The organism is Clostridium sp. 1001283B150225_161107_B6, assembly GCF_015556325.1.
In the GTDB taxonomy this organism is placed as follows: domain Bacteria; phylum Bacillota; class Clostridia; order Lachnospirales; family Lachnospiraceae; genus Enterocloster.
This window is the reverse complement of record NZ_JADNMD010000004.1, coordinates 217481-241061: the sequence shown is the minus strand read 5'-3', so window position 1 is coordinate 241061 and position 23581 is coordinate 217481. Positions and strand designations below refer to the sequence as shown.

General features: G+C 52.2%; 18 protein-coding genes and 1 riboswitch. Of the genes, 5 read left to right on the top strand and 13 right to left on the bottom strand.

What is annotated here, in order from left to right:
* Positions 1–145: 145 nt before the first annotated feature.
* The 4 genes from I2H39_RS12405 to I2H39_RS12390 all read right to left on the bottom strand — a co-directional run bounded on the left by I2H39_RS12405 (position 146) and on the right by I2H39_RS12390 (position 6348).
* The gene (locus I2H39_RS12405) at positions 146–628 is read right to left on the bottom strand and encodes a YbaK/EbsC family protein (RefSeq protein WP_138310631.1); all 483 of its coding nucleotides are present in this window, start codon (positions 626–628) and stop codon (positions 146–148) included.
* Between the two features lie 82 nt (positions 629–710).
* Entirely contained in the window at positions 711–1523 is an 813-nt protein-coding gene (locus I2H39_RS12400; RefSeq protein ID WP_138310630.1) for a tetratricopeptide repeat protein, read from the bottom strand.
* On the bottom strand, positions 1520–2743 hold the full coding sequence (locus I2H39_RS12395) for a DUF5716 family protein (protein WP_138310629.1): 1224 nt from the start codon (positions 2741–2743) through the stop codon (positions 1520–1522). Before I2H39_RS12395 ends, I2H39_RS12400 begins: the two co-directional genes overlap by 4 nt.
* Positions 2744–2757: 14 nt before the next feature.
* A complete protein-coding gene (locus I2H39_RS12390; RefSeq protein WP_138310628.1) occupies positions 2758–6348 on the bottom strand; it encodes a DUF5717 family protein in 3591 nt (1196 codons plus the stop codon).
* Positions 6349–6616: 268 nt separating this feature from the next.
* On the opposite strand from I2H39_RS12390, the gene I2H39_RS12385 reads away from it, so the two are divergent.
* Complete coding sequence (locus tag I2H39_RS12385) at positions 6617–7771, top strand: NADP-dependent malic enzyme (protein WP_195626595.1); 1155 nt, start codon at positions 6617–6619, stop codon at positions 7769–7771.
* A gap of 29 nt (positions 7772–7800) precedes the next feature.
* The gene (locus I2H39_RS12380; protein WP_138310626.1) at positions 7801–8319 is read left to right on the top strand and encodes a DUF4364 family protein; all 519 of its coding nucleotides are present in this window, start codon (positions 7801–7803) and stop codon (positions 8317–8319) included.
* A 42-nt stretch (positions 8320–8361) separates the two neighbouring features.
* Here the strand turns inward: I2H39_RS12380 and I2H39_RS12375 are convergent, their stop codons facing one another.
* Positions 8362–9261 carry a metallophosphoesterase family protein gene (locus tag I2H39_RS12375; protein ID WP_195626594.1) on the bottom strand — a complete coding sequence of 300 codons (900 nt, stop codon included), beginning with the start codon at positions 9259–9261 and terminating at the stop codon, positions 8362–8364.
* A 222-nt stretch (positions 9262–9483) separates the two neighbouring features.
* Positions 9484–9635: riboswitch (cyclic di-AMP (ydaO/yuaA leader) on the top strand.
* Between the two features lie 174 nt (positions 9636–9809).
* Between I2H39_RS12375 and I2H39_RS12370 the strand changes: the two genes are divergently transcribed.
* Positions 9810–11228: a sodium:solute symporter family protein gene (locus tag I2H39_RS12370; protein ID WP_195626593.1), complete on the top strand. Its 1419-nt coding sequence runs from the start codon at positions 9810–9812 to the stop codon at positions 11226–11228.
* A gap of 22 nt (positions 11229–11250) precedes the next feature.
* Here the strand turns inward: I2H39_RS12370 and I2H39_RS12365 are convergent, their stop codons facing one another.
* The gene (locus tag I2H39_RS12365; protein WP_138310623.1) at positions 11251–12597 is read right to left on the bottom strand and encodes an NCS2 family permease; all 1347 of its coding nucleotides are present in this window, start codon (positions 12595–12597) and stop codon (positions 11251–11253) included.
* A 19-nt stretch (positions 12598–12616) separates the two neighbouring features.
* Entirely contained in the window at positions 12617–14344 is a 1728-nt protein-coding gene (locus I2H39_RS12360) for an adenine deaminase C-terminal domain-containing protein (RefSeq protein ID WP_195626592.1), read from the bottom strand.
* Between the two features lie 130 nt (positions 14345–14474).
* Between I2H39_RS12360 and I2H39_RS12355 the strand changes: the two genes are divergently transcribed.
* Entirely contained in the window at positions 14475–15386 is a 912-nt protein-coding gene (locus I2H39_RS12355; protein WP_138310621.1) for a LysR family transcriptional regulator, read from the top strand.
* A 142-nt stretch (positions 15387–15528) separates the two neighbouring features.
* Here the strand turns inward: I2H39_RS12355 and yihA are convergent, their stop codons facing one another.
* The 6 genes from yihA to I2H39_RS12325 all read right to left on the bottom strand — a co-directional run bounded on the left by yihA (position 15529) and on the right by I2H39_RS12325 (position 22813).
* On the bottom strand, positions 15529–16110 hold the full coding sequence (yihA, locus tag I2H39_RS12350) for a ribosome biogenesis GTP-binding protein YihA/YsxC (protein ID WP_195626591.1): 582 nt from the start codon (positions 16108–16110) through the stop codon (positions 15529–15531).
* 62 nt (positions 16111–16172) lie between these two features.
* A complete protein-coding gene (gene lon, locus I2H39_RS12345; RefSeq protein WP_195626590.1) occupies positions 16173–18482 on the bottom strand; it encodes an endopeptidase La in 2310 nt (769 codons plus the stop codon).
* A 150-nt stretch (positions 18483–18632) separates the two neighbouring features.
* A complete protein-coding gene (gene clpX, locus I2H39_RS12340) occupies positions 18633–19952 on the bottom strand; it encodes an ATP-dependent Clp protease ATP-binding subunit ClpX (RefSeq protein ID WP_138310618.1) in 1320 nt (439 codons plus the stop codon).
* A gap of 76 nt (positions 19953–20028) precedes the next feature.
* Positions 20029–20610 (bottom strand): ATP-dependent Clp endopeptidase proteolytic subunit ClpP, encoded by a 582-nt coding sequence (gene clpP / locus I2H39_RS12335; RefSeq protein WP_138310617.1) that lies wholly within the window; start codon positions 20608–20610, stop codon positions 20029–20031.
* 180 nt (positions 20611–20790) lie between these two features.
* Entirely contained in the window at positions 20791–22077 is a 1287-nt protein-coding gene (tig, locus tag I2H39_RS12330; RefSeq protein WP_138310616.1) for a trigger factor, read from the bottom strand.
* 181 nt (positions 22078–22258) lie between these two features.
* Positions 22259–22813, bottom strand: coding sequence for a DJ-1 family glyoxalase III (locus I2H39_RS12325; RefSeq protein ID WP_195626589.1), 555 nt, complete (start codon positions 22811–22813; stop codon positions 22259–22261).
* A 157-nt stretch (positions 22814–22970) separates the two neighbouring features.
* Between I2H39_RS12325 and I2H39_RS12320 the strand changes: the two genes are divergently transcribed.
* Positions 22971–23423 carry a CYTH domain-containing protein gene (locus tag I2H39_RS12320; RefSeq protein ID WP_138310614.1) on the top strand — a complete coding sequence of 151 codons (453 nt, stop codon included), beginning with the start codon at positions 22971–22973 and terminating at the stop codon, positions 23421–23423.
* The last annotated feature ends 158 nt before the right edge of the window (positions 23424–23581 follow it).

The window sequence follows — 23581 nt, the reverse complement described above, 5'->3', positions numbered from 1 at the left end:
CTATTATTTTTCAAAACCAGGGTTTTTATGAAATATAATGATGAAAAAATTAATTGCCCGGAAGCATCCCCTCATACGCCATGGCTGAAATAAAAGAAAAAGCCGATTCCAGATAACCAGAATCAGCTTTCCAAACAAAATACAACTATATACTATCTTCCCCCCACCCTTTACAGACATCAATCCACCCCAGATACCCGGAAGCTGTCTCCAGCTCCGGAATGGTAAGCTTCACTGCGCTGCTGGCGCTGCCGCAGGCCGGGTACACCACATCAAACCGTTTAAGGGACTCATCCAGGTATACCTCCACACCCTCCTTCACTCCGAAGGGGCACACCCCGCCCACGCTGTGCCCCACCATCTCCGTCACCTCATCCGGAGACAGCATCTTGGCCTTTGTCTTAAATTGTTCCTTATACTTATGGTTGTCTACCTTGGCATCCCCGGCAGCCACAATCAGCACCGCCTTCCGGTCCACCAAAAACGATAATGTCTTGGCAATACGGGCCGGTTCACATCCCACTGCCTGGGCTGCCAGCTCCACGGTTGCGCTGGATACCTCAAACTCATAAATCCGGTCCTCCAGGCCAGCCTTCCTCAAATGCTCCTTTGCTATGTCAAACGCCATGATGTAATACCTCCGCTCTTATCCTGTTCTCATCTCGTATTTATCCTGTTCTTGTCTTTGCACCGCTTCACGCCATATAGGCTCAGACCATCATCCGGTATTCCTGCTTCCACCTGCGCACCATCTCCGACGCGCCGCTCATCCGTTTGATGGGATCCTTTTTAAACAATGCACGCAGGGCCCTGACTTCCTCTGCCTGGCCTGCTTCCAGCGCAGCCAGGTCAATCTCCTCGCTCCACTTCCTCTTCCGCTCGTCCGTAAACACGGACTGGTACTTGTCCTTCACATCCAGCTCCGGCGCAAATACAGTGAGAAAATAAATGCGTTTCAGCACCCCGTCATCCTTCCCCAGCTCAAAAGACTTGTCGTAGCATCCCAGGGCTTTGTGGAACTGGAACATCATGGCGTAGCAGGCGCCCAGGTTGTTGTACACCTTTGCCAGGAACAAATCCTCCACCACCTTGTCCCTGGGATACTCCAGGATTTTCCCATACCTGGCAGCAGCCTTGCCATACTGGTGCTGGACGAACATGTAATCCGCCCTCTGTTTTTCATACTGGGCCGGATGCAGGGCCCGCAGGGACGCTGTTGTCTGCTTGAATTTCTGTATTTCCTTATCGCTGTAATAATCACATTCCGACAGGAACAGGGCCAGGACCTCCTCCGGCCTGGCGCCGGTCTCCACCAGCTTCTCCATGCGTCCCGCCAGATAATCCATGTCCAAATCCCTGCGGATGAAATCAATCAGCAGGTCATCCAGGAAATCATCCATCACCAGCACCGGGTGGTTGTATACCACATAGCACAGCTCCTGGGAGGAGTGGATATGGATTCCCAGCACATCGATATAATAGGGATGTTTCACAGGTTCCTGCCTGCAAAGTATCAGGCTCATAAATTCACCTCTTGTTTCACCACCGCGCCCGAGGAGGGGAACAGTTCCCCGAATCCCTTGTCACGGATGGACATTGTCATGGTGCCTTCATCGGTAAAGGCCACCTTAAGCTCAACCCGGGTGGTCCTGGGGGGGCGCTCCGGAAATCCGGTCAGGGGAATCCTGACCAGCTTTTTCTTCTTGGAGTCCAGGGGACTGACCGTAAACTCAATCTCCTTTTGTCCATCCACAATCAAATCCATGGAGCTTTTGGATTCATACCAGTTGTCGCCGTAGGAGGCCACCACCAGCTGGTTCTCTCTCCCTCTGCGTATAACCTTTAAGGATACCTCCGCCTTAAGCCTTCCCTCACAGATGAACACATAGGGGTAAGAGGTTTCCTGATGGGTGTAATCAGCTCCCTTGTAAGCAGCGCCCCTGGCAAAGAGACAGGGCTCCACAAATACCTTTCTCCGGTTGCAGATTAACCGCATGAAGCCGCTGGCCCAGTCCTGGCGCTCAAATCCCTTTCCCGTCAGAAACACCGTGGAAAACAGCTTCCTGTTTAACAGCTTCTCGCCGCAGGCCGTAAGTATCTTATCAGCCAGGCGGCTGCCGGAGGGAGAGTCCAGGATATCCAGGTTAAAGGCCTCCTCCTGGTTCTGGGCCTCTGCCTGGACCATGTTGCGCCTCATACCTCTCTGGACCTTCATCTCATAATAACACAGGCGTTCGCCGGACAGCTCAAACAGTCCCACCTGGTTGGTCCACAGCTCCTTTTTCTGGCTTAGTACATAATATATGAAGCCCTCGGTGTGGCTGATAACATGGACACGGTCCCTTGGAATCTCCAGGTAATCGGCGCAGTACATCAGGGTGTCAAGCAGCCTGCCGTCCACGCTCTGAAGGGTGATGACCAGCTGCGCCACCTCCTCTGTTCCGAATTCCTTCCTGGGATACCCTAACATCCTCTCTATGAACAGCTTGAGCAGCGTACCGCCGCTGTAGCAGATGCCTCCGATGGTGGATGTGCCATCCTTGGCCGCCATTTTAAGAAGCTTATCCACGATAACGCCCTCTCCCAGCAGGGTGGCCGCATAAGCCTCCTCACCTGAGAGCCAGACCTCCTCTTCCTTCCTCCGGCAGATGACCGTAGGAATGGTCCACGACTTTTCTTTATCATAACAGCATATCTGGGTATAGTCGTCATTTAAATCCAGACCAATCACTAGACCGTCCATAGACAGCTCCTCCATTACTCCATGGGAAACAGCCTGCCAAGCGCCGCCGACTTCTTAAGATAGTCTTCCATTGCGTTTAAAAGCCTGCTGTCGTCCCTGTCTTTGATTGCTGCTCCCATCTCGTTCAGGCAGGCAAAACGGCTGTTCTCCTTTCCCTCCAGCTTATGGTCGCACTCCACCTGTCCCTCTGCCGCAAGCCTGCGGTGTCCGTCCAGATAGTCATATATCCTGTACTCCATGATTTCTCCCTCAAAGAGTACCTTTTGTTTCACAAAAATCCCCTGGTAAACACGGCGGATATCCTCGCTGTGGAATCCGGTTTCCTCCGGCAGGATTCTCACCTGAAGCTCCGGATGGGCGTCCTTCCTGCCCCGGTATTCCACCATGGCCTTATCCATGATGTCCTCCGGCACCGGAATATGCTTTGACAGCTCCCTGGTATAGGGGAATACCAGTCCTTCCTCCAAAAGCAGGGACGTCATGGTCTTAAGAAGCTCCGCATCCCCCTCATCCACCTTGTCCAGAGTGGAAAAATACCGCGTCAGGGCCAGCAGATAGATAGTGGGCATCCTGTCCTTATCAAAGGTATTGCTCACGGCCTGTTTCAGATATTCAAACACCCTCTGGTCCATATCCTTTTCTTCCAGGAAGTACTGGACGCTCTTCTGGGTAAAATACGCCTTTACCACCATTTCCTTGGTGGTCTTGCGCTTCATATAAAGTTCAAACACGGAATCCATCTGGTCGCAGCACCCGGTAAACAGCATCTGCCCCAGCAGCCGTTCCTCCAGGTCATATGTCTCCACATGCTCCCTGACGCCCTGAATCAGCACCTCGTACATCTGGGATACGGTTCCGTTAAAATGCTCGCACAGATAGTCCAGAATCACGCTGTCATAGCACCCCTGCCTGAACACCTGATGGGACAGCCCCAGAAGCAGGTCGTCCTGGTCAAACAGATTCATCAGTATGGTCTTGGTGCACAGCTTCATCAGCCGCGGCGTGGATATATACTGGCTTCCGTAATCCCGAATCATGCTATAGGCTTCCCGCATATAATTCTGGCTGATTAATGTCTCGCAAATCTGCTGCCTCTGTCTGGCAGCCATGGGCTTTTTATCAATCTGCACCAGATAGGCGCAGTTAAATACACCGTCACCATCCTTGTCCTCAGACGCTTTCCGGCAGTAATAATCCGTCACTGCCTGCATCAGCTTTCCCTCGAAAACAGGGCTTAAATGCATCTGCACCACGATTTCTTCCAGCAATGCAGCCTGCTCGTCCGTCTCCACCCCGCGGTTCACTATATCCCTGCATTCAGAGAGCTTGAGCATGGGATGGTCCGGATACACCTCATAGCACTGGGCCAGCAGCTCCGGCCGGTCCATCACAGATACCTTCCAGTGTTTTACATCCAGATACCGGTTGCCGTATGCATCCTGGAACAGGAGAACACTGCGGTCGGAAAACAAAGGCACGTAAGCAGACTGGTTTTCCAGGAGAAATGCCTCCTCGTCCTCCAGCTCCTCATAGCGGACAATGACATACTTCATCCTGGAATCCCCGCACCGGATGCGGCAGGATTTAAGGATGCCCGGAAGCACTCTGGCCACCCGGCTGTCTATCATATCCTTATAAATCATGTGTTCGTAAATAACGGCCATGGAACGGTTGATTCTAGACTGGAACAGCTGTTCCATGGCAAACTGCTCCATATGCCTGGTGTAATTCTGATACAGCTCCGCGGAGGGATTCATATACTCCAATATATTCCGGTAGAGCACCTGACGGCTGTGCCTGTCCAAATCCTTATCATAGGAGAAATACAGCAGCACCTCCTTAGGCAGCAGGTGGCCGTAATCCTCCGGCAGGGCGTAAAGGAAATACTCGTAGAGCCTGGTCAGGTTCACTCCCTGTTCCAGGGCCTTCTCATACCAGACAAAGGCGTCCTTTTCCTTGCAGTCTCCCTTGATGAGCAGGCTGCACACAGCCTCCAGGATTGGCAGCTCCTCGTATGTCTGGTACAGCTTCTCAAATAAGCGCTCCACCAGTTTCCTGTAATGCTTAAGCCCCAGAGCCAGCTCTGCCGCCCTCAGTGCGGTTAAACGGCTGACAATTCCTTTCTGCACCCCCATGTACAGGGCCTGTATCTCAAAATCACCCAGGCGCACAAACAAATCCGGATGGGCTTCCATCAGACGGCAGGCAGAGGCATAGAGAAAGGGGCTGCTGCAGCCCTGGTTGAACAGGGATGCCATGGACCGGTACAGCTCCAGGGGATTCTGGGCCATGGTTTCATCCAGCTTCATCAGCATCAGGAAAAGATAGGGCCGTATCTCCCCGTCCTCCCACAACAGCTTTCTGATATAGCGTACCAGGGATTCCTTCTGCTGGACAGAAGGCTTGATTTCCAGACGCAGAAACTGATAGAAACAGTATAATTCCACCTGCTGCTCCCTGTGGGCCAGCACATGGTCCCTTGCATCGTCCAGGGCCAGGGAGGCATTGTCCTCCCTGCCGTTTAGTATAAGAAGCTCCGCCTGTATCAGCTTGGCCCTCTCATCCCCCGGAAAATCCGCCCTGAGATGCTCCGTTTCCTTCATCATCTGGTTCAGGAGAAGGGCCGGCTCATAAACTCCCGCCTCATAGTCCAGGCGCAGGGATAAATATTTATACAGACTTCCATGGTCCATAAACCGGTCTGTGCCGGATTCCCGCTCAGTGCTCCCTGCTGCGCGGCGGCCCTCAGCCTCCACAGTAATCAGGAATTCCTCCCCCAGGGATTTGACGCGGATGCATCCAAAATTCCTTCCCCTGTGAAGCCTGGACGGAACAATGCGGTATCCCACCCTGCACCGGCCCTGGACAAAATCCTGGTCCGTAATCCTGGCGGTCCCCAGTTCAATGAAAGGGGCATCCGCGGTTATGTCCGCCGACACATACCCCCAGGTTCCTGCTGCTATATCAATATAATCCTCTGCTGTTCCGGTTAAGTTCTCATATATCCTGGTTCCGGTTTCCAGCCCCAGCTTTACCGGTTCCTTCACCTGCAGGGCCACCAGGAATTCCTCCATCAGGTTCCGCCTGCCCGCCCTTCCCTTCAACCCGTCATAGATGGTACGGACCCGGGAATCCTGCATGAAGGGGGCTTCTGTAAAGTCCTGGTATTCAAACATTCTCAGCGCCTTTTCCTGGTCCTTCTTAGCCAGCAGGGCAAAGTCCCTGGGAGTCTTTAAATTTCCCAGAACCTCCCCTGAATCACCGGCCTGTACACGCAAAGAATAAGGAATCTCCCTCTCACCTCCATTGGTGACCAGGTAAAAAGATCCCTTGATTTCGTCCCCGTGCTCTGAAAAGCCCACGTTGACTTCATATATAATCCGGTTGCGAAGTCCGCCAAAAGCGCTGTTCACTACCCGGACCCTTTCATGGCTGGAATACACCAGCCCTTTTATATGCAAGTTATTGCCGCTGCTCACCAATATCTCGCCACGGATGACCTCACCCGCAGGAACCGAAACCTCCACCCTCTCCGGCGTCAGCACCAGCTCCGGCGAACCATTGTCAATGATTCCCCTGGCCAGACGGTTAATACGTTCCCTCATAGTACCACCTGTATCTTTATCCTTCTGTGTAAAGTGTCCACACTTACGTAACATGATATCACATTTTGGGTGGTTTTAAAAGTTTTAATTGCATCTTTTGTGCAAACCACGGGTTCCATGTTTTTCCATCCATACTCTGTGCTCCCCTCCCCCGGTCCCGGCCTCCCCTAATTTCAAAAGGAACTTGATAAACACTGACAAAATTGTTATGATATATAAAAATGCATTTTTGTGTTTCTATTATATAAGGAAAAGGACGGAATGGATTATGACAACCAATGAAAAAGCACTGCTGCTCCATGAGGAATGGAAGGGAAAACTTGAAACCACATCAAAGGCAAAGGTGGCATCCAGGGAGGACCTGGCTCTTGCCTATACCCCGGGGGTTGCCGAACCCTGCAGGGTGATTGCAAAAGACCCGGAGGCAGCTTACCGGTACACCATCAAATCCAACACCATTGCCGTTGTCTCCGACGGAAGCGCCGTACTGGGCCTGGGCAATATAGGTCCCCTGGCAGCCATGCCGGTCATGGAGGGCAAGGCTGTGCTCTTTAAGGAATTCGGCGGCGTCAACGCATTCCCCATCTGCCTGGACACCCAGGACACCCAGGAAATCATTGAGACCGTTGTGCGCATTGCCCCTGCCTTTGGCGGCATCAACCTGGAGGACATCTCCGCCCCCAGATGTTTTGAGATAGAGGAAGCATTAAAAGAGAGGCTGAACATCCCTGTATTCCATGACGACCAGCACGGCACTGCCATCGTGGTCCTGGCCGGTGTCATCAACTCCCTGAAGCTGACCGGCAAAAAGAAGGAGGACTGCTTCGTGGTAGTAAACGGAGCCGGTTCAGCCGGCGTTGCCATCACAAAGCTGCTGCTGACCTATGGATTTGCCCATGTCACCATGTGCGATAAGAGCGGCATCCTGACCAAGGGAGCAGACGGCCTTAACTGGATGCAGGAAAAAATGATGGATGTAACCAACCTGGAACATAAAACAGGTACCCTGGCAGACGCCATGAGGGGCGCTGACATCTTTGTGGGCGTGTCCGCTCCCGGAATCGTTACCCAGGACATGGTTGCCTCCATGAATAAGGACGCCATTCTCTTTGCCATGGCAAACCCTGTTCCGGAAATCATGCCTGACCTGGCAAAGGCTGCCGGGGCGCGGGTGGTTGGAACCGGCCGTTCCGACTTCCCCAACCAGGTAAACAACGTAGTGGTATTCCCCGGAATCTTTAAGGGCGCTCTGGAAGGCCGTGCTGCCGCCATCACCGAGGAGATGAAGCTGGCTGCCGCCGAGGCCATAGCCGGACTGGTGGATGAAGCGGATTTAAGCGACGAGAACATACTTCCCGAAGCCTTTGACCCCCGCGTAGCAGACGTGGTCAGAAGCGCGGTAAAGGACCACATTAGAAAATAATAAGAAAACCCTGATGGAGTGTGTATGATATGCTGACTGAACCTATGACCTTGTACAAACTGATGAATCTCTATATGCTGAAGCAGGTGAACTTTCCCCTGACCAACGCCCAGCTCACCAACTTTTTCACAGAGCATGAATACACCACCTACTTTACCCTCCAGCAGGCCTTAAACGAGCTGGAAGACGCCGGCCTGGTGCACAAGGAGGCCAGCCACAACAGCACCCGGTATGACATCACCAGGGAGGGCGAGGAAACCCTTAACTTCTTCGGCAAGAACATATCCTCCGCCATCATTGAGGACATGGACCATTACCTTAAGGAAAACAAGTTCCGTCTCCGGGAGGAGGTGGGCACCACGGCCGACTTCTACAAGGGGACCAACCAGGACTACATTGTCCACTGTGAGGTCCGTGAGAACAAAACAACCCTGATTCGGCTGGATTTGTCTGTTCCCGACAGGGAGCAGGCAGAATCCATGTGCAATACATGGAAAACAAAAAGCCAGGAAATCTATGCCCACGTCATGCGGTCACTTTTATCCTGACTTTTATCCATGCCTTTCCTATCAGTCCATTTCCTGTACCGGTTAAAACGAAAGTTGTTCCAATAACAGTTCCAAAATCTGCCGGGCGTTTGAGTCCGGCTTTTTTTCGCATATGTCGTAGATGGTTGCAGCCAGCCTGAAATTCTCTCCCAGATTCCGGATGACCCATTCCCTGGATTCACCTGCTTTTCTCAGACGCAATATTTTCGCTATCAGGAACAGATACTCCTTCTCCTGCTCCGGACCGGTCACCATACGGGCTTCCGCCTTGGGTGCCTCGGGTTTGGCCGCCGGATGTCCGCCGTACCTGGCTGCCTTTGGCGCTCCCCCGGCCCCTTCCGCCTGTGCTGCTCCCCCGGAAGTTCCGCTCTGGCCGGCTGTCTTTCCCGCCTTCTGTTTATAGCGCTTCTGCTGTTTTTCATACTTGCTGGCCCTGGTCTTCTCTCTCTGGCCGGTGGCTGCTCCGGGCGTGCCGTATCCATGCTCCAGCCAGATAGTCTCCACCTCATATTTCCCGTCCTCAATGGTCATCACTGCCATGGAAAGGGGCAGGGTAAAACGCTTATAACCGCAGCTTCCCGGATTCAGCCAAAGCCTTCCGCTGATTTCCTGCTGATAGTACATATGGGAATGGCCGAATATAACTACCTGTATATCTTTAAGCATGCTGGGAATATCCACACGTTCGTGGGCCATGATGAATTTTACCCCGCCGATTTCAAACCGGTTTACCTGGCCAAGGCCCCCTGACCATCCTCTGTCATTATTCCCCCTTACCGCATACAAGGGCTGGTCCACATTCAGCTTGTGATACAGCATCTGATTGTCAAAATCCCCTGCATGGACAATCACATCGCAGGTTTCAAGAATCCTCTCCACCTCCGGCCGGAGCACTCCATGGGTGTCCGCCATGACCGCCACCCGTATTGGTCCCGTTTCCATTACATAATACCTCCAGATACAGCCGGGCGCCTCTGGATTTCCATTCCGCCCTCTGTCTTATTTTTCAGTCATACCTTTATATATTATACGCTAAATGCCGGATATGTCGAGTTGAATCTGAGGCTTTTGCCCGGTGTTGTGCCAATAAAAGGCATTTTTCTGCATATTTCTTTACACGCTCCCCATTCTGTGATATATTTAATGTTAAGATAGTGTTAATATTATACCAAGTCGCTTAATGCTACTATGTAGCAGTGGGAGAACCGATTTTTTGGGGTGTATTCATCCGCCCGGCCTGTTACGGCCCCGGATGATAGGGAACCTTTCTTTCCCGAACCCGGCAGCTAATCTCATAGGCGGAAGAGGGACAGGGACATTCTGGTAAATCATTTTGCTGTATTGTCGTATACTTTTCCGTCTGCATCCATGCAGACGGTTTCTTTTGTTAAGTCCGTTCTTTTCCTTTACCTAAAACTGAATACATCCAAGGATATTCCCCATCACCGCACCCTCCCAAGGCGGCGCCCCAACGAAAGGAGACCTGATATATGCATGAACTCACTAACCTGGATCTGGCCATCATTGTCCTCTATATGATAGGAATGCTTTTTGTGGGCGTATGGTTCGTCAAACGAATCAAGAATACAGGCGATTACTACGTTGCAGGCAGAACCCTTGGCCCCTTTGTGCTGACTGCCACTGTATGCGCCTCCATCATCGGCGGCAGCGCCATGATGGGACGGGCAGGCATTGCCTACACCACTGGCTTTAAGGCGGTCATGACCGCCATCCCCTATCTCATCGGCATGTTCATCTTCTCAGCCATCGCCGGACGTATCCAGGAGGTTGGCTTCACCAGAAACATCAATTCCATACCGGAGCTTTTTCACTACCGGTTCAACCGGACCGCCCGCTGCATCCTGGCCTTCATGATTGTATTCACCATGATGGGCACGGTAGCTGCCCAGGTAACCGCCACCGCCACCATCATCAAAATGCTGGGAAATGAATTCGGCATCAGCTATGAAGCCGGCGCCCTTGCAGCCACTCTTATCTTCATCATCTACACCGCTGCATCCGGCCTTTTCGGAGTGGTGTACACGGATGTGCTTCAGTTCTTCATGCTGATTATCTTTGTCTACATCCTGATTCCCTTTTCCAGCCTGCGGTACCTGGGAGGCTTTTCCTCCTTCTGGCAGAACCTGGACAAATCCTACCTGGTCCCTCATATCAACGGCAGCATTCTGGGCGATATTGTCACCTATCTGGTGTTCACCCTGGCAGGGGCCGAGATGTGGCAGAGGGCCTTTGCAGCCAAGAGTAAGAAGGCGGCCACCCAGGGTATGTTCTGGGGCACTTCCATTTACATGATAACCATTGCCCTGGTATTTTTCATGGGACTGGCAGGAAGGCAGATTCTGCCGGATGTGGTAGCCTCCTACGGAAGCTCTGATGCCGTTGTACCGGCCCTGGCTGTAAGCATTCTGCCTCCCGGCCTTACGGGACTGGCCCTGGCAGGCATCCTGTCGGTCATGATGTCCACTGCGGACAGCTATCTGCTGGTATCTGTCCAGACCTTTGTACACGACCTGGGAAAAAATTTCATGCCGGAAATGACGGAGAAACATGAAATTCTCATGTCCCGCGTCATGTCCGTGATCCTGGCCATGGGCGCCCTGATTATTGCCCTTTACATCAAGAACGCCTACAATGTGCTCATGTTTGCCTGGTCCTTCTATGCTGCCGCAGCAGGTCTTCCCTCCCTGGCGGCCCTGTACTGGAAAAAAGCCACCAGTCAGGGCATCATATCTGCCATGACGGGCGGCTTCGCGGTATGTGTGGGCTGGAAACTGGCCGGCAATCCCTGGGGACTGGGGGAAACCGTTCCCGGCGCCGTTGTCTGCGGCATCCTGCTGGTGGCAGTGAGCCTGGCCACCTGCAAAAAGCATCCGTGCAGAATGGCGTAAAGGACCCAGCGGCTCTCTGCTGCTATTTAATGATACTGTAAAAATACAGCACGCATACTCCCAGCAGCACATACATGATTTTAGGCATTTCCTTAATCTTGCCGGAGGCCAGCTTCAGGACCACATAAACCGGCAGGGCCACGCAGATTCCATTGGCAATATTATTTGCAAATATGGTAAATGCAACACAGATAAATGCCGGGAAGGATTCCGTAAAATCATCATAGTTGATGTTGCGCATGGAATTGAGCATGCCCACTCCGATGATTATAAGGGCCGGAGCCGTTGCAGCCGACGGAATCATCAGCGCAAACGGCGTCAGCAGAAGGGTAAAGGCAAAACAGACACTTGTGGAAATGGGTGTCAGTCCGGTCTTCCCTCCTGCCTCCACGCCGGAGGAGGATTCCAGATAGGTAGTCATACACGGCATACAGAACAGGCTGCCCAGAGCGGTTGCAATGGCATCCACCTTAAACACCTTGTCTATGCCCGGAAGGTTGCCGTCCTTGTCCAGGAACCCGGCCTTTGCGCCCACGCCCAGGGCTGTGCCGAAGGTAGAGAAGAAATCCGGCACAAACATGGCAATCAAAAACGGCAGATAGGCAAACTGCAGTGCTCCCAGGAAATCAATCTTCATGAACTGGCCAAAGGGAGAGCTGGGCGCCATGAAAAATGCCTCGGGCATCTTAGTCAGGCCCATGGGGATACCGGCCAGAGTGGTAATCAGAATGGAAAAAATCATGTATCCCGGCACCCTCATCTGCTTGGTGATAAGAATCAGCAGGAATCCAATGAGCGCCAGAAGCACGGAAGCAGAACTTAAGTCTCCGAATGCCAGGTTATTCTTGCCTTCCAGGGCAACAATCAGTCCTGCGTTCTTACATCCCAGCAAAGCGATGAACAGGCCCACGCCTGCGCTGACCGCATGTTTCAGGCTGGCGGGAATGGCATTTACGACAGCATCTCTGAGACCGATATAGGAAATCACAATAAAAATAACACCGCTCCAGAAAATAACGCCCGCTGTAATTTCAGGCGAAATCCCGCTGTTGGCAATCATTCCCGACACGATTGCCACACTGCCCAGCCCGGGGGCCAGGGCAAACGGGCGGTTTGTCACCAGGGCCATGGCCACTGTGGTGACAATAATCAGTAAAATCATGGATGTGAGCATGACCCCTCTGTCAAGCCCTGCATTGGCCATGATATTGGGGACTGTTCCCAGCACATATGCCATGGTAACAAATGTGGTGATACCGGCCAGAATCTCCGTACGCACCGTGGTCCCATGCTCTGTCAGACGGAATTGCCTGTCAATCCAGGTGCCGGAAGCTCCCCTCTTGGCTGTACCTTCAGTTTCCTTTGACATGATTAATCCTCCTTTTGATTTACTCTTCCATTTTCAACGGCACGATTTTACAGGCTTTTACATCAATCAGCCCCTTATCGGTCAGCTTTAAGGCAGGGCTGGCTGGAAGGGTCAGGGTGCAGAAGGACATGATGGGGTTATAATGTCTGTAACCCTGGTCTGCCATTGCCCTGCGTACCCCGGCCAGCTTTTCCCCCACCTCCCTTGCCGGCCGGTCCGATAAAATACCGCCCACATTAAGAGGCAGCTCTGCCTGTATCGTTCCTGCATCCGCCACGGCCATGCCGCCCTGCATCTCTATGACGCGGTTAAGGGCGAGCTTCATATCTGCAGGATTCGCGCCGGCCACCAGGACGTTGTGGCAGTCATGTGCATAGCTGGTAGCAACAGCTCCCCGTTTGTTGCAGTCGCCGGTCAGCAGTCCGTATCCAACTGCCCGGCCCTTGCCATACCGCTCGAATACCGCGGCCAGCAGGCAGCCTGAATCTTCCCACTGGAGGATGCCGTCCTTCACCGGCATATCCAGGATTTTTTCCGTTGTCCTGGTGGAGCCATCCTGAATCTCCATGACCCGGACCCGGACTGTGCCGGAATCCGGCTCCATGGGAACCGCAAACCGGCTCTGTTCCTGGTAATCCAGCCGGATACTGTGGTAATAGGGCTCTGGAAAACGCATGTCCCGGGTCTGTTCCGCAGTTACCTGTCCCCTGCTCCAGATACAGTTTCCGTTCTTATAGGTAGATGCAACAGAAAACCCATCCAAATCACTGAGCAGCAGGAAATCAGCTGTTTTTCCCGGAGCAATTGCCCCCCGGTCCAAAAGGTTCATCCGTCTGGCCGGGGTAAAGGAGGCGTTATAGATTGCCTGTTCCGCCGTCATTCCCAGCTCCACAGCCCTGCGCACCAGGGCATCCAGATGGCCCTGGGTACAAAAGGTGTCCGCCATGACATCGTCTGTGACAAAGCAGAAATGTTCCTCCAGACCATGTTCCCTGATGTAGTCCAGAACCTCTCTCCGCAGCATCTTTTCCTGGATTTCCATAAACATGCCATTGGCAAACCTCTGTTCCAGTTCTTCCATGCTGTGCTCCGTATGGTCCCCATTGATGCCAAGATACAGGAACTTTGCCAAATCCAGGTCCAGCAGCGCCGGACAATGCCCTTCAATGGGAAAGATGCGGTCCTGTTGGCGGAGCTTTTTAAGGAACCGGGTAATTTCCAGCTGGTTTTCCCGGATAACGGTCCTGTAGTTCATGACCTCCCCCACACAGGCCACCCAGGGATTTTCCTTCAGGCCTTCCATCTCCTCACAGGTTATGATGCCTCCGGTAGTCTCTAACTCAGGGGAGGTGGAGGGCACGCAGCTGGGAATCCCGTAGAAAATATCAACCGGGCTGTTTTCCCCTGCCCGAATCATATCCAGAACCCCCTGCATCCCGTTCACATTGGCCATCTCATGGGGCTCCGACACAATGGTTGTAACCCCGCATTCCGCCAGCCGCCTGCAAAACGCTCCCGGCGTCAGCATGGAACTCTCAATATGCATATGTATGTCAATCAATCCGGGCACCATGTACATACCCTCTGCATCCACTGTCCTGTCAGCCTTAACCGCGCCTGACCTGCGGGAATCAATGTATAAGAATTTCCCTCCCAATACAGATACATCTGCCGATACAAACTTTTTAAAGTAGCTGTTATAGACCTTTGCCCCTCTTACAAGAAAATCCGCTCTCTCTGTTTCCATGGCGCCTCCATTCAGCAATATTGATGAAACCCTTGATTGTATATGATTTTTATTATACAATGTGCATAGGTAGGTGTCAAAGTCATAATAATCATCCAAGTTATGAATTTTTTTCATTGGAGGTGTACAGATGATATCAAAAGAAATACGGTATATGCTGGCCATACGCAGATATGGAAGCATCACAAAGGCGGCAGACTCCCTGTTCATTACACAGTCTGCCCTGAGCAAGGCCGTAAAGAATATAGAACGCCAGATAGGCTCCCCTCTGTTCAGCCGCATTGGCAATGACCTGGTCCCCACCCATATCGGCAACCGTTATATGGATTATGCGGAAAAAATCTTCCAGATAGGTTCTGACTGGAACTCAGAATGCGAGGATTTATTGGGGGAGGAAAAGGGACAGCTGACCATTGCAGTGGCACTGATGCGCGGCTCCTGCCTGCTGCCGGATATACTGTCCCGTTTTTATTCCCGGTACCCGGATGTACAGATTCATCTTCTGGAGGAATCCCACTCCGTTGAAAAGCAGCTGGCCCTTTCCCCCAATGTGGACTTTGCCATCTATAATTCCACGGCCACGGACCCCGCCCAGACAGCGGAGTACCTGGGACAGGAAGAAATCGTTCTGGTGGCCTCCCCCCATCATCCTCTGGCAGAAAAGGCAGTGGTCAGGGACGGGTATTGCTATCCCTGGATGGATATCCGGCATACGGAACAGGAAGCCTATATCCTGCATCCACAGGACCAGACCACAGGCCGGATATCCGCCGGGCTGTTTAAAAAGGCCGGCATAAACCCGCCGGTCCTTTTGTTTACCCGCAACAGCGATATCGCCATACGTCTGGCAGCCTCCGGCACAGCCCTCTGCCTGGCCCCTGAATCCTATGTCAGGAAAATACATTTTGACAATCCCCCTCTGTGCTTTTCCGTGGGAGAGCCCGCCACTGTGACCACGCTTTATGCGGTATATCAAAAGGGCCGGTATATTCCGTCCTACGGAAGGTATTTTATCGAGCTGGTGAAGGAGCAGTACCAATAACGCCTTCCCAGCAGAGCTTGCTGTAAAACCATGCAAAATCAGCGCCAAAAGGCCTGATTTCCTGCAAGTAATACCCATCTGCCAGGAAATCAGGCCCTTTTTACTTTATAAATTCAGGTTCTATTTGAGACATACAGAGCTTCTACAGATTCCCCTCAATAAGGTCCCATATCTCATCCCTGCCCTGCTTTGTCTCTGCCGAAAACGGAATGATGATGCCGTCCTTTTCCATCCCCAGGCCTTCCCGCACCATCTTCACATGCTTTTGCACCTGGCTCCGGTTAATCTTGTCCATCTTGGTGGCGATGATGACGGGATGGTATCCGTTGTAGGTAATCCAGTCATACATCATCTTATCGTTAGCTGAGGGTTCATGGCGGATATCAATGAGCAGGAACACCATCTTAAGCATCTGGGAATTCCTGAGATACCGTTCTATCATCTTGCCCCATTTTTCCTTGACCTCAACCGCTATCTTGGCATAGCCGTAACCCGGCAGGTCCACGTAGTACAATGCCCCGTTGATGTTGTAAAAATTGATGGTCTGGGTCTTGCCCGGCTGGGAGGAAGTCCTTGCATATGCCTTGCGGTTCATCAGCGCATTGATGAGGGATGACTTCCCCACATTGGACTTGCCTGCAAATGCAAACTCAGGCAATATATTTTCCGGCATCTTGCTGGTCACGCCGCACACTGTCTCCAGATTCACGTCTCTTATAATCATATTTCTTTCTCCTAATTCCTATCCGTTGGCCGTTGCTTGTACAAACGTCTCCGATGCCGCGTCTAAACAAACGCCTCCGACACCACGTCCTCCATGGCCTTTACATACACGATGTCCAGACCCTTGGTGATTTCCTTGGACAGCTCCGCCATATCCGGCCGGTTCTTATCAGGCACCAGTACCTTTTCTATGTGGGCCATCTTGGCTGCCAGTATTTTTTCTTTCAGTCCTCCGATGGGCAGGACCCGTCCCCGGAGGGTTATCTCTCCCGTCATGGCCACCTTGGACTGGACACTCCTGCCCGTCACTGCGGACAGCATGGCCGTGGCCATGGTAATTCCCGCAGACGGCCCGTCCTTGGGCACGGCTCCCTCCGGGATATGGATGTGGAGGTCGTGCTTTTCAAAGTAATCATCGGCAATCTCATATTGGGGGCACACGGACCGCACATAGGTCAGGGCTGTCTGGGCGGATTCCTTCATCACATCGCCTAACTGTCCGGTCATCAGAAGGCTGCCCTTGCCCGGCATCACATTGACTTCTATCTGAAGGGTGTCGCCTCCCACGCTGGTCCAGGCCAGACCGCGGACAATACCGACTTCGTCCTGCTCATTGGCATTTTCAAAGGTCACCTTTTCCTTGCCAAGGTATTTCTCCAGGTTGCTCTCCGTAATCTTGATGGACTTCTTCTTATCCTCCAGGAACTGCCTGGCCGCCTTGCGGCACACGTCCCCGATGCGGCGCTCCAGGTTCCTGACCCCTGCTTCCCTGGTATAGTTGTGTATGATTTTCTCCAAACTCTTATCAGAAAATGTAATCTGGCTGTCCCTCAGGCCGTTGCGCTCCATCTGCTTTGCCACCAGGTAGTCCCTGGCTATGTGGAACTTCTCATTTTCCGTGTAGCTGTTGACCTCAATCAGTTCCATACGGTCCAGCAGCGGGCCCGGTATGGTCTGGGTGGTGTTGGCCGTGGCAATGAACAGGACCTGGGACAGGTCAATGGGCAGCTCCACATAGTGGTCCCTGAATTTCACATTCTGTTCTCCGTCCAGCACCTCCAAAAGCGCGGAGGAGGTATCGCCCTTGTAATCGCTGCTCACCTTGTCAATCTCATCCAAAAGCATCAGCGGATTGCTCACGCTGGCCTGACGCATGCCCTCCACGATACGGCCCGGCATGGCGCCCACATAGGTCTTTCTGTGCCCCCTGATTTCCGCCTCGTCCCGGACGCCGCCCAGGCTGATGCGCACATACTTCTTATTCAGGGCCCTTGCCACGGACCGGGCAATGGATGTCTTGCCGGTTCCCGGAGGTCCCACCAGACATATGATGGGGCTGGTGCCCTTCTTGGTCAGGGCGCGGACAGCCAGGTATTCCAGGATTCTCTCCTTTACCTGCTCCAGTCCATAGTGGTCCTCATTAAGAATCTTCTCTGCATGTTTGATGTCATCATTGTCCTTGGACATCTTCTTCCAGGGCAAATCCAGCAGGGTTTCCACATAGGTGCGCAGTACATTGGCCTCCTGACTTCCAGCCGGCATGTTGCGGAAGCGTTCAATTTCCTTATGCAGCTTTTCCTTTACTTCCTTGTCAGCCTTCAGTGCGTCCAGTCTCTTCTGGTATTCGTCCGCATCTGATACAGCGTCCTCGCCCAGCTCCTGGCGGATAACCTTCATCTGCTCCCTGAGGATGTATTCCTTCTGGTTCTGGTCAATATCGGCCTTTACCTTTTCCTGGAATTCCTTTTTAATCCTGTATATCTCCATCTCAGTCAGCAGGGTATGCATCACTACCTCGTATCTGGCTGACAGGGAACTGTTCTCCAGCACGGTCTGGCGTATGGTGTAATCCCATGGCAGCTGGATGGCAATCTGGTCCAGCATCTCATTCAGCCCGGTAATAATCATCAGGTTGGGCAGAATCTCCTTGGTAATCTTGGGATTGACTCTCCCATATTCCTCCAGCTTGTCCTTCAGGATGCGCAGCATGGCCTCCTGGGTCAGGCTGTCCAGGTCATCCTCCTCCGCCTCAATGGCGGCAATCTCGCCCATCATGGCCGGTTCCTCGGCATCCAGGCACAGAAGTTCTGCCCGCTCCAGTCCCTCCACCAGCACGCGGACCACCTTTCCCGGCAGTTTCACCAGCTGCTTCACCACGGCGATGGTACCTACCTGGAACAAATCCCCCTGCTCTGGCTCAACGATTTCAGGATGTCTCTGGGCCACAAGGAACAGTCTCTGGTCACCCACCATGGCCCGTTCTACGGCTGCCACTGATTTCGGCCTGTTTATATCAAAATGCAATACCATACCCGGAAGTATGGTCAGGCCCCTGAGAGCCACCACGGGCATCGTAATCACTTGTTCTCCCATTTTCAATCTTCACCTCTTGTATCTTAACCATTTGAAAAGCCGCTGCAATGCAGGTGCCGGACCGGCCGGAAAACAGGCCTTCTGGTCCGGGTCATATCTGATTTGCAGCGGCCCTTTCTCTCTTCTAAATTGTCACAGGAGCATGACAGCCTACGCAATTTCTCCTGTCTTGCTGTCCCCTCTAAGCCGTTCTGACAACGGTTTCCGGGCAGATGCAGGAGGCATGTCGCGGTATACTAATTCCGGCTGTCCTGCCTTTCTCACTACGTCTCTGGTAATGGTACAGATTCCGATGGAATCATCGGACGGAATCTCATACATAAGGTCCATCATCACTGACTCAAGGATGGAACGCAGTCCCCTGGCGCCAATCTTGCGGTCTACTGCCAGCTGTGCAATTTCCTCCAGAGCCTCCTGGGTAAATTCCAGCTTTACATTGTCCAGTTCAAACAGCTTCTGGTACTGTCTCGTCAAAGCGTTTTTCGGCTCTGACAGGATGCGCACCATGGCTTCCTTTGTCAGCTGCTCCAGTGAAACCATCACCGGCACACGGCCTATGAACTCAGGAATCAGCCCGAATTTGGTCAAATCCTTTGGCTCCACCTTCTTGAGCAGCTCATCGATGTTCAGGTCGTTCTTGCTCGCCACCTCGGCGTTGAAACCAATGGAACCTGCGCTGATGCGCTGCTCCACTATCTTCTCCAGGCCGTCAAAGGCACCGCCGCAAATAAACAGGATATTGGTGGTATCAATCTGAAGAAGCTCCTGGTGTGGATGTTTCCTGCCTCCCTGAGGCGGAACGCTGGCAACCGTACCCTCCAGAATCTTAAGCAGGGCCTGCTGGACGCCCTCGCCCGAAACATCTCTGGTGATGGATACATTTTCGGACTTCTTGGTAATCTTATCAATCTCGTCAATATATATAATGCCGTATTCGGCACGGGAGATATCATAATCAGCTGCCTGGATAAGCTTTAACAGGATGTTCTCCACATCCTCGCCCACATATCCCGCCTCTGTCAGCGCAGTTGCATCTGCAATGGCAAAGGGAACATTGAGAATCTTAGCCAGGGTCTGGGCCAGGTAGGTCTTACCTGAACCGGTGGGCCCCACCATGAGGATGTTGCTCTTCTGCACATCCACATCCATGTTCTGGCATGCCGTAACCCTTTTATAGTGATTGTAAACCGCAACAGACAACACCTTTTTGGCGTCATCCTGTCCGATGACATATTCGTCTAAAAATGCTTTGATTTCCTTTGGCTTCAGGAGACGTATATCGGCCAGTGCAGGGCTTTCCCCTTCATCCTGTCCCTCCAGCTCCTCTTCCAGAATCTCAGAGCACAATTCTATGCACTCGTCACAGATATACACATTGTTGTTGCCTGCCCCGGCAATCATCTTCCGTACCTGATCCTGTGTCCTTCCGCAGAAGGAGCACCGAATCGTGTCATCTGGTCTCATTGGCATACGATACCTAACCTTTCATATCCTTTACTTGCTGTTTTACGTTACCGGCCTGATGCCTTAGCGCTGCGCTGCAGCACTAATGATGTGCGATGATTTCATCAATAAGGCCGTATTCCTTGGCCTCCAATGCAGACATATAATTGTCGCGCTCTGTATCGCGCTCAATTACTTCCAGGGGCTTCCCTGTGTTTGCTGCCAGGATTTCGTTTAATTTCTTTCTTGTCTTCAATATATTCTCAGCCACGATTTTAATTTCCGTTGCCTGGCCCTTGGCCCCGCCGGAAGGCTGATGTATCATGATTTCAGCATTGGGCAGAGCGAAACGCTTGCCCTTGGCTCCGCCTGAAAGAAGGAACGCGCCCATGCTGGCCGCCATACCGATACAGATGGTAGACACATCGCACTTGATGTAATTCATGGTGTCATAGATGGCAAATCCCGCGGATACAGAACCCCCAGGGCTGTTGATATACAGATGGATATCCTTGCCGGGGTCCTCTGACTCCAGGAACAAAAGCTGTGCAACCACAAGGCTTGCGGACACATCGTTTACATCCTCGCCCAGGAATATGATTCTCTCCTTCAGCAATCTTGAATAAATGTCATACGAACGCTCGCCGCGGCTGGTCTGCTCAATGACATAAGGTACTAAACTCATATAACCATCCTCCTAGTTATGAGCACGCGGCGCCTGTTTTCAGGCGTCTGCGCGCAATACATGCCATCCCTCCCGGCCAGTTCTTTCACCCGCCCGGCGGAATGACGTTCACTTATAAGAAACCAGGGAGATTCAAAGCCAGTCAAATAAGCGCTGTGAACCCCCCGTATCATATGTGAATTATACCAGTTTTGCTTCTGCTACCAGGAAATCAACCGCTTCCTGAACAGCAATATCTTCCTTCATCTGGTCCTTATCACGGTCTGACATGTAATCCTTTAACTTGTCAGCCTCCATCTGGTAAGTGGCCGCCATCTTGGCAATTTCCTCATCCAGTCTTTCGTCGGAAACCTGCAGGTTTTCAGCCTTTACAACTTCCTCAAGCACCAGTCTGGTCTGGATTCTCTTTAAGGCCTGCGGCTTCATCTGCTCTCTCATCTGCTCCATGGTCATACCTGTATATTTCATGTACAGGTCCATAGACAGACCCTGGCTCTCCATACGGCGGGCTGTATCCTGAACCATGTTGTCAATCTGGCCTTCCACCATCCTGTCAGGAATCTCCATGGATGCGCCTGCCACTACCTTGTCAACCACACGGTTCTCGTTTTCGGAAGCAGCTTCTTTCTGCTTTCTCTCAAGAATCTTTGCCTCAATATCCTTCTTGTATTCATCCAGAGTGTCAAATTCGGAAACCTCTCCTGCAAACTCATCATCCAGTTCCGGAAGTTCCTTTACCTTGATTTCCTTTACAGTCACCTTAAAGGTAGCCGGCTTGCCAGCCAGCTCTGCTGCATGATACTCTTCCGGGAAGGTTACGTTAATCTCGCACTCTTCGCCGATGTTCTTGCCAACCAGCTGCTCCTCAAATGTATCGATGAAGGAATGGGAACCAATGGTCAGAGGGTAATCAGCTGCCTTGCCGCCGTCAAATGTCTTGCCGTCAACAAATCCCTCGAAGTCGATGACGGTCTGGTCGCCGTCAGCAACCGGTCTGTCCTCTACGGTCAGAAGTCTTGCGTTCTGCTCCTGCACCTTCTTGAGTTCAGCTTCCACATCCTCCGGCTTAACAGCAGCGTCCACCTTCTCTACCTCAATGCCCTTGTACTCGCCCAGGGTCACCTCCGGTCTTACGGCTACGGTTGCAGTATAGATGAACGGCTTGTCCTTGCCAATCTGCTCTACGGCAACTTCTGGTCTGGAAACGATTTCCAGTCCGCTTTCATTCATTGCCTCCATGCAGGTTGCGTTGATAGCTTCATCGGCAGCCTCCTCATAGAAGATGCCTTCGCCATACATCTTTTCAATCATGGCGCGAGGTGCTTTGCCCTTACGGAAGCCTGGAATATTAAATTTGTTCTTGCTCTTATTGAAGGCTTTTTTCATTGCATCCTCAAACTGCTCTGCGCTTAACTCTATTGTCAGTTTGGCCATGTTTTTTTCTAATTTTTCTACTTGTACACTCATTTTTACGGGTTCCTCCTTAAAATATATGTGGTTCGCCCATAATCCATGAGGGCGCTACACTTCAATGTACCATTATAGCATGCTCATTTTAAAAACACCAGCGTTTTTTACAAAAAAAACTTCCATTCCATCCCACATACCCATGATATGGAACAGAACGGGAGTTTCCCTCGTCCGGATGTTATCCCCAGTTGTACTGGATTGCCGCTGCAATCTTCTGGGCCTGCTGGGGACCCTGAAGCAGGCGAATCAGTTCCAGTCCCATATCAAGGGCAAATCCCAGGCCCCTGCCGGTGGTGATGTTGCCGTCCGTCACAACACCCTGGCTGGTGTAGGACACGCCTGTGAGCTGGTCCTCAAATCCCGGATAACAGGTGGCCGTCCTGCCCTTTAAGAGCCCCATGCTCCCCAGGATGCTTGGCGCTGCACAGATGGCCGCAATCCTTCTGCCCTGCTTGTTGGCACACTCCACAGCCTCTCCCAGGCCCTTGTGCGCTTTCAGATTGTTCGTTCCCGGCATCCCTCCGGGCAGGAACAGCACATCCGCCACATCCGGGTTCACATCCTCAAACAGGGCGTCCGTCCCCAACTCAATCCCATGGGAACCAGTCACGTTCCTGTTCCCTGTAACAGACACCAGTGTCACCTCCACACCGGAACGCCGGAGCACGTCCACAACCGCAAGACATTCAACCTCTTCCAGTCCATCCGCAAGAAATGCATAAACCTTTGCCATGATAATCTCCCTTTCCGCCATTTATCGCATAGTAATTGTATTTTATCATTTATCACTTTTCAGGGAAAGAGTTAAATGATATGATTGTAAAATGGAAAAAATAAAAATAGTTAGTAAAATCCACTAATCGACAATCACAGCAAGGAGGTTTTACCATATGGAAATCGAACGTAAATTCCTGGTTCCCCGTCTTCCGGAAGGCTATGACACCCATCCCTTCCATCAGATTGAGCAAGCCTATCTCTGCACCGGCCCGGTGGTCCGCATCCGGCAGGAGGACGAAGACTACTATCTCACCTACAAAGGCAAAGGTCTTCTGTCCAGGGAAGAATACAACCTTCCGCTGACCCGCGAAGCCTACTCCCACCTGCTCCCCAAGGCCGACGGCATTGTGCTCACCAAAAAACGCTATCTCATCCCCCTGGACAGCCCAGGCCATCTGACCATTGAACTGGATGTCTTTGAAGGCCGCTACGCCGGCCTCATTCTGGCCGAGGTAGAATTTCCCACTGAAGAAGAAGCCCTGTCCTTCCAGCCCCCGGAATGGTTTGGCAGGGATGTTACGTTTACGGGGGAATATCAAAATAGTAAGTTGGCGTGTGGGGTTTAGGGGATGCTTGGAGAGGTTAGGTGCATCTGCCCGTGAGGGGAAGAGTGAGGGGGGGGGATTTGGACGCATCTACAGGGGCGTGTAGTTCTTGGACAGCGGAAAGCGGCGTTAAGAGGCTGGCCGGCAACTGTTTAAGCCCAATATCTAAAATACATGAA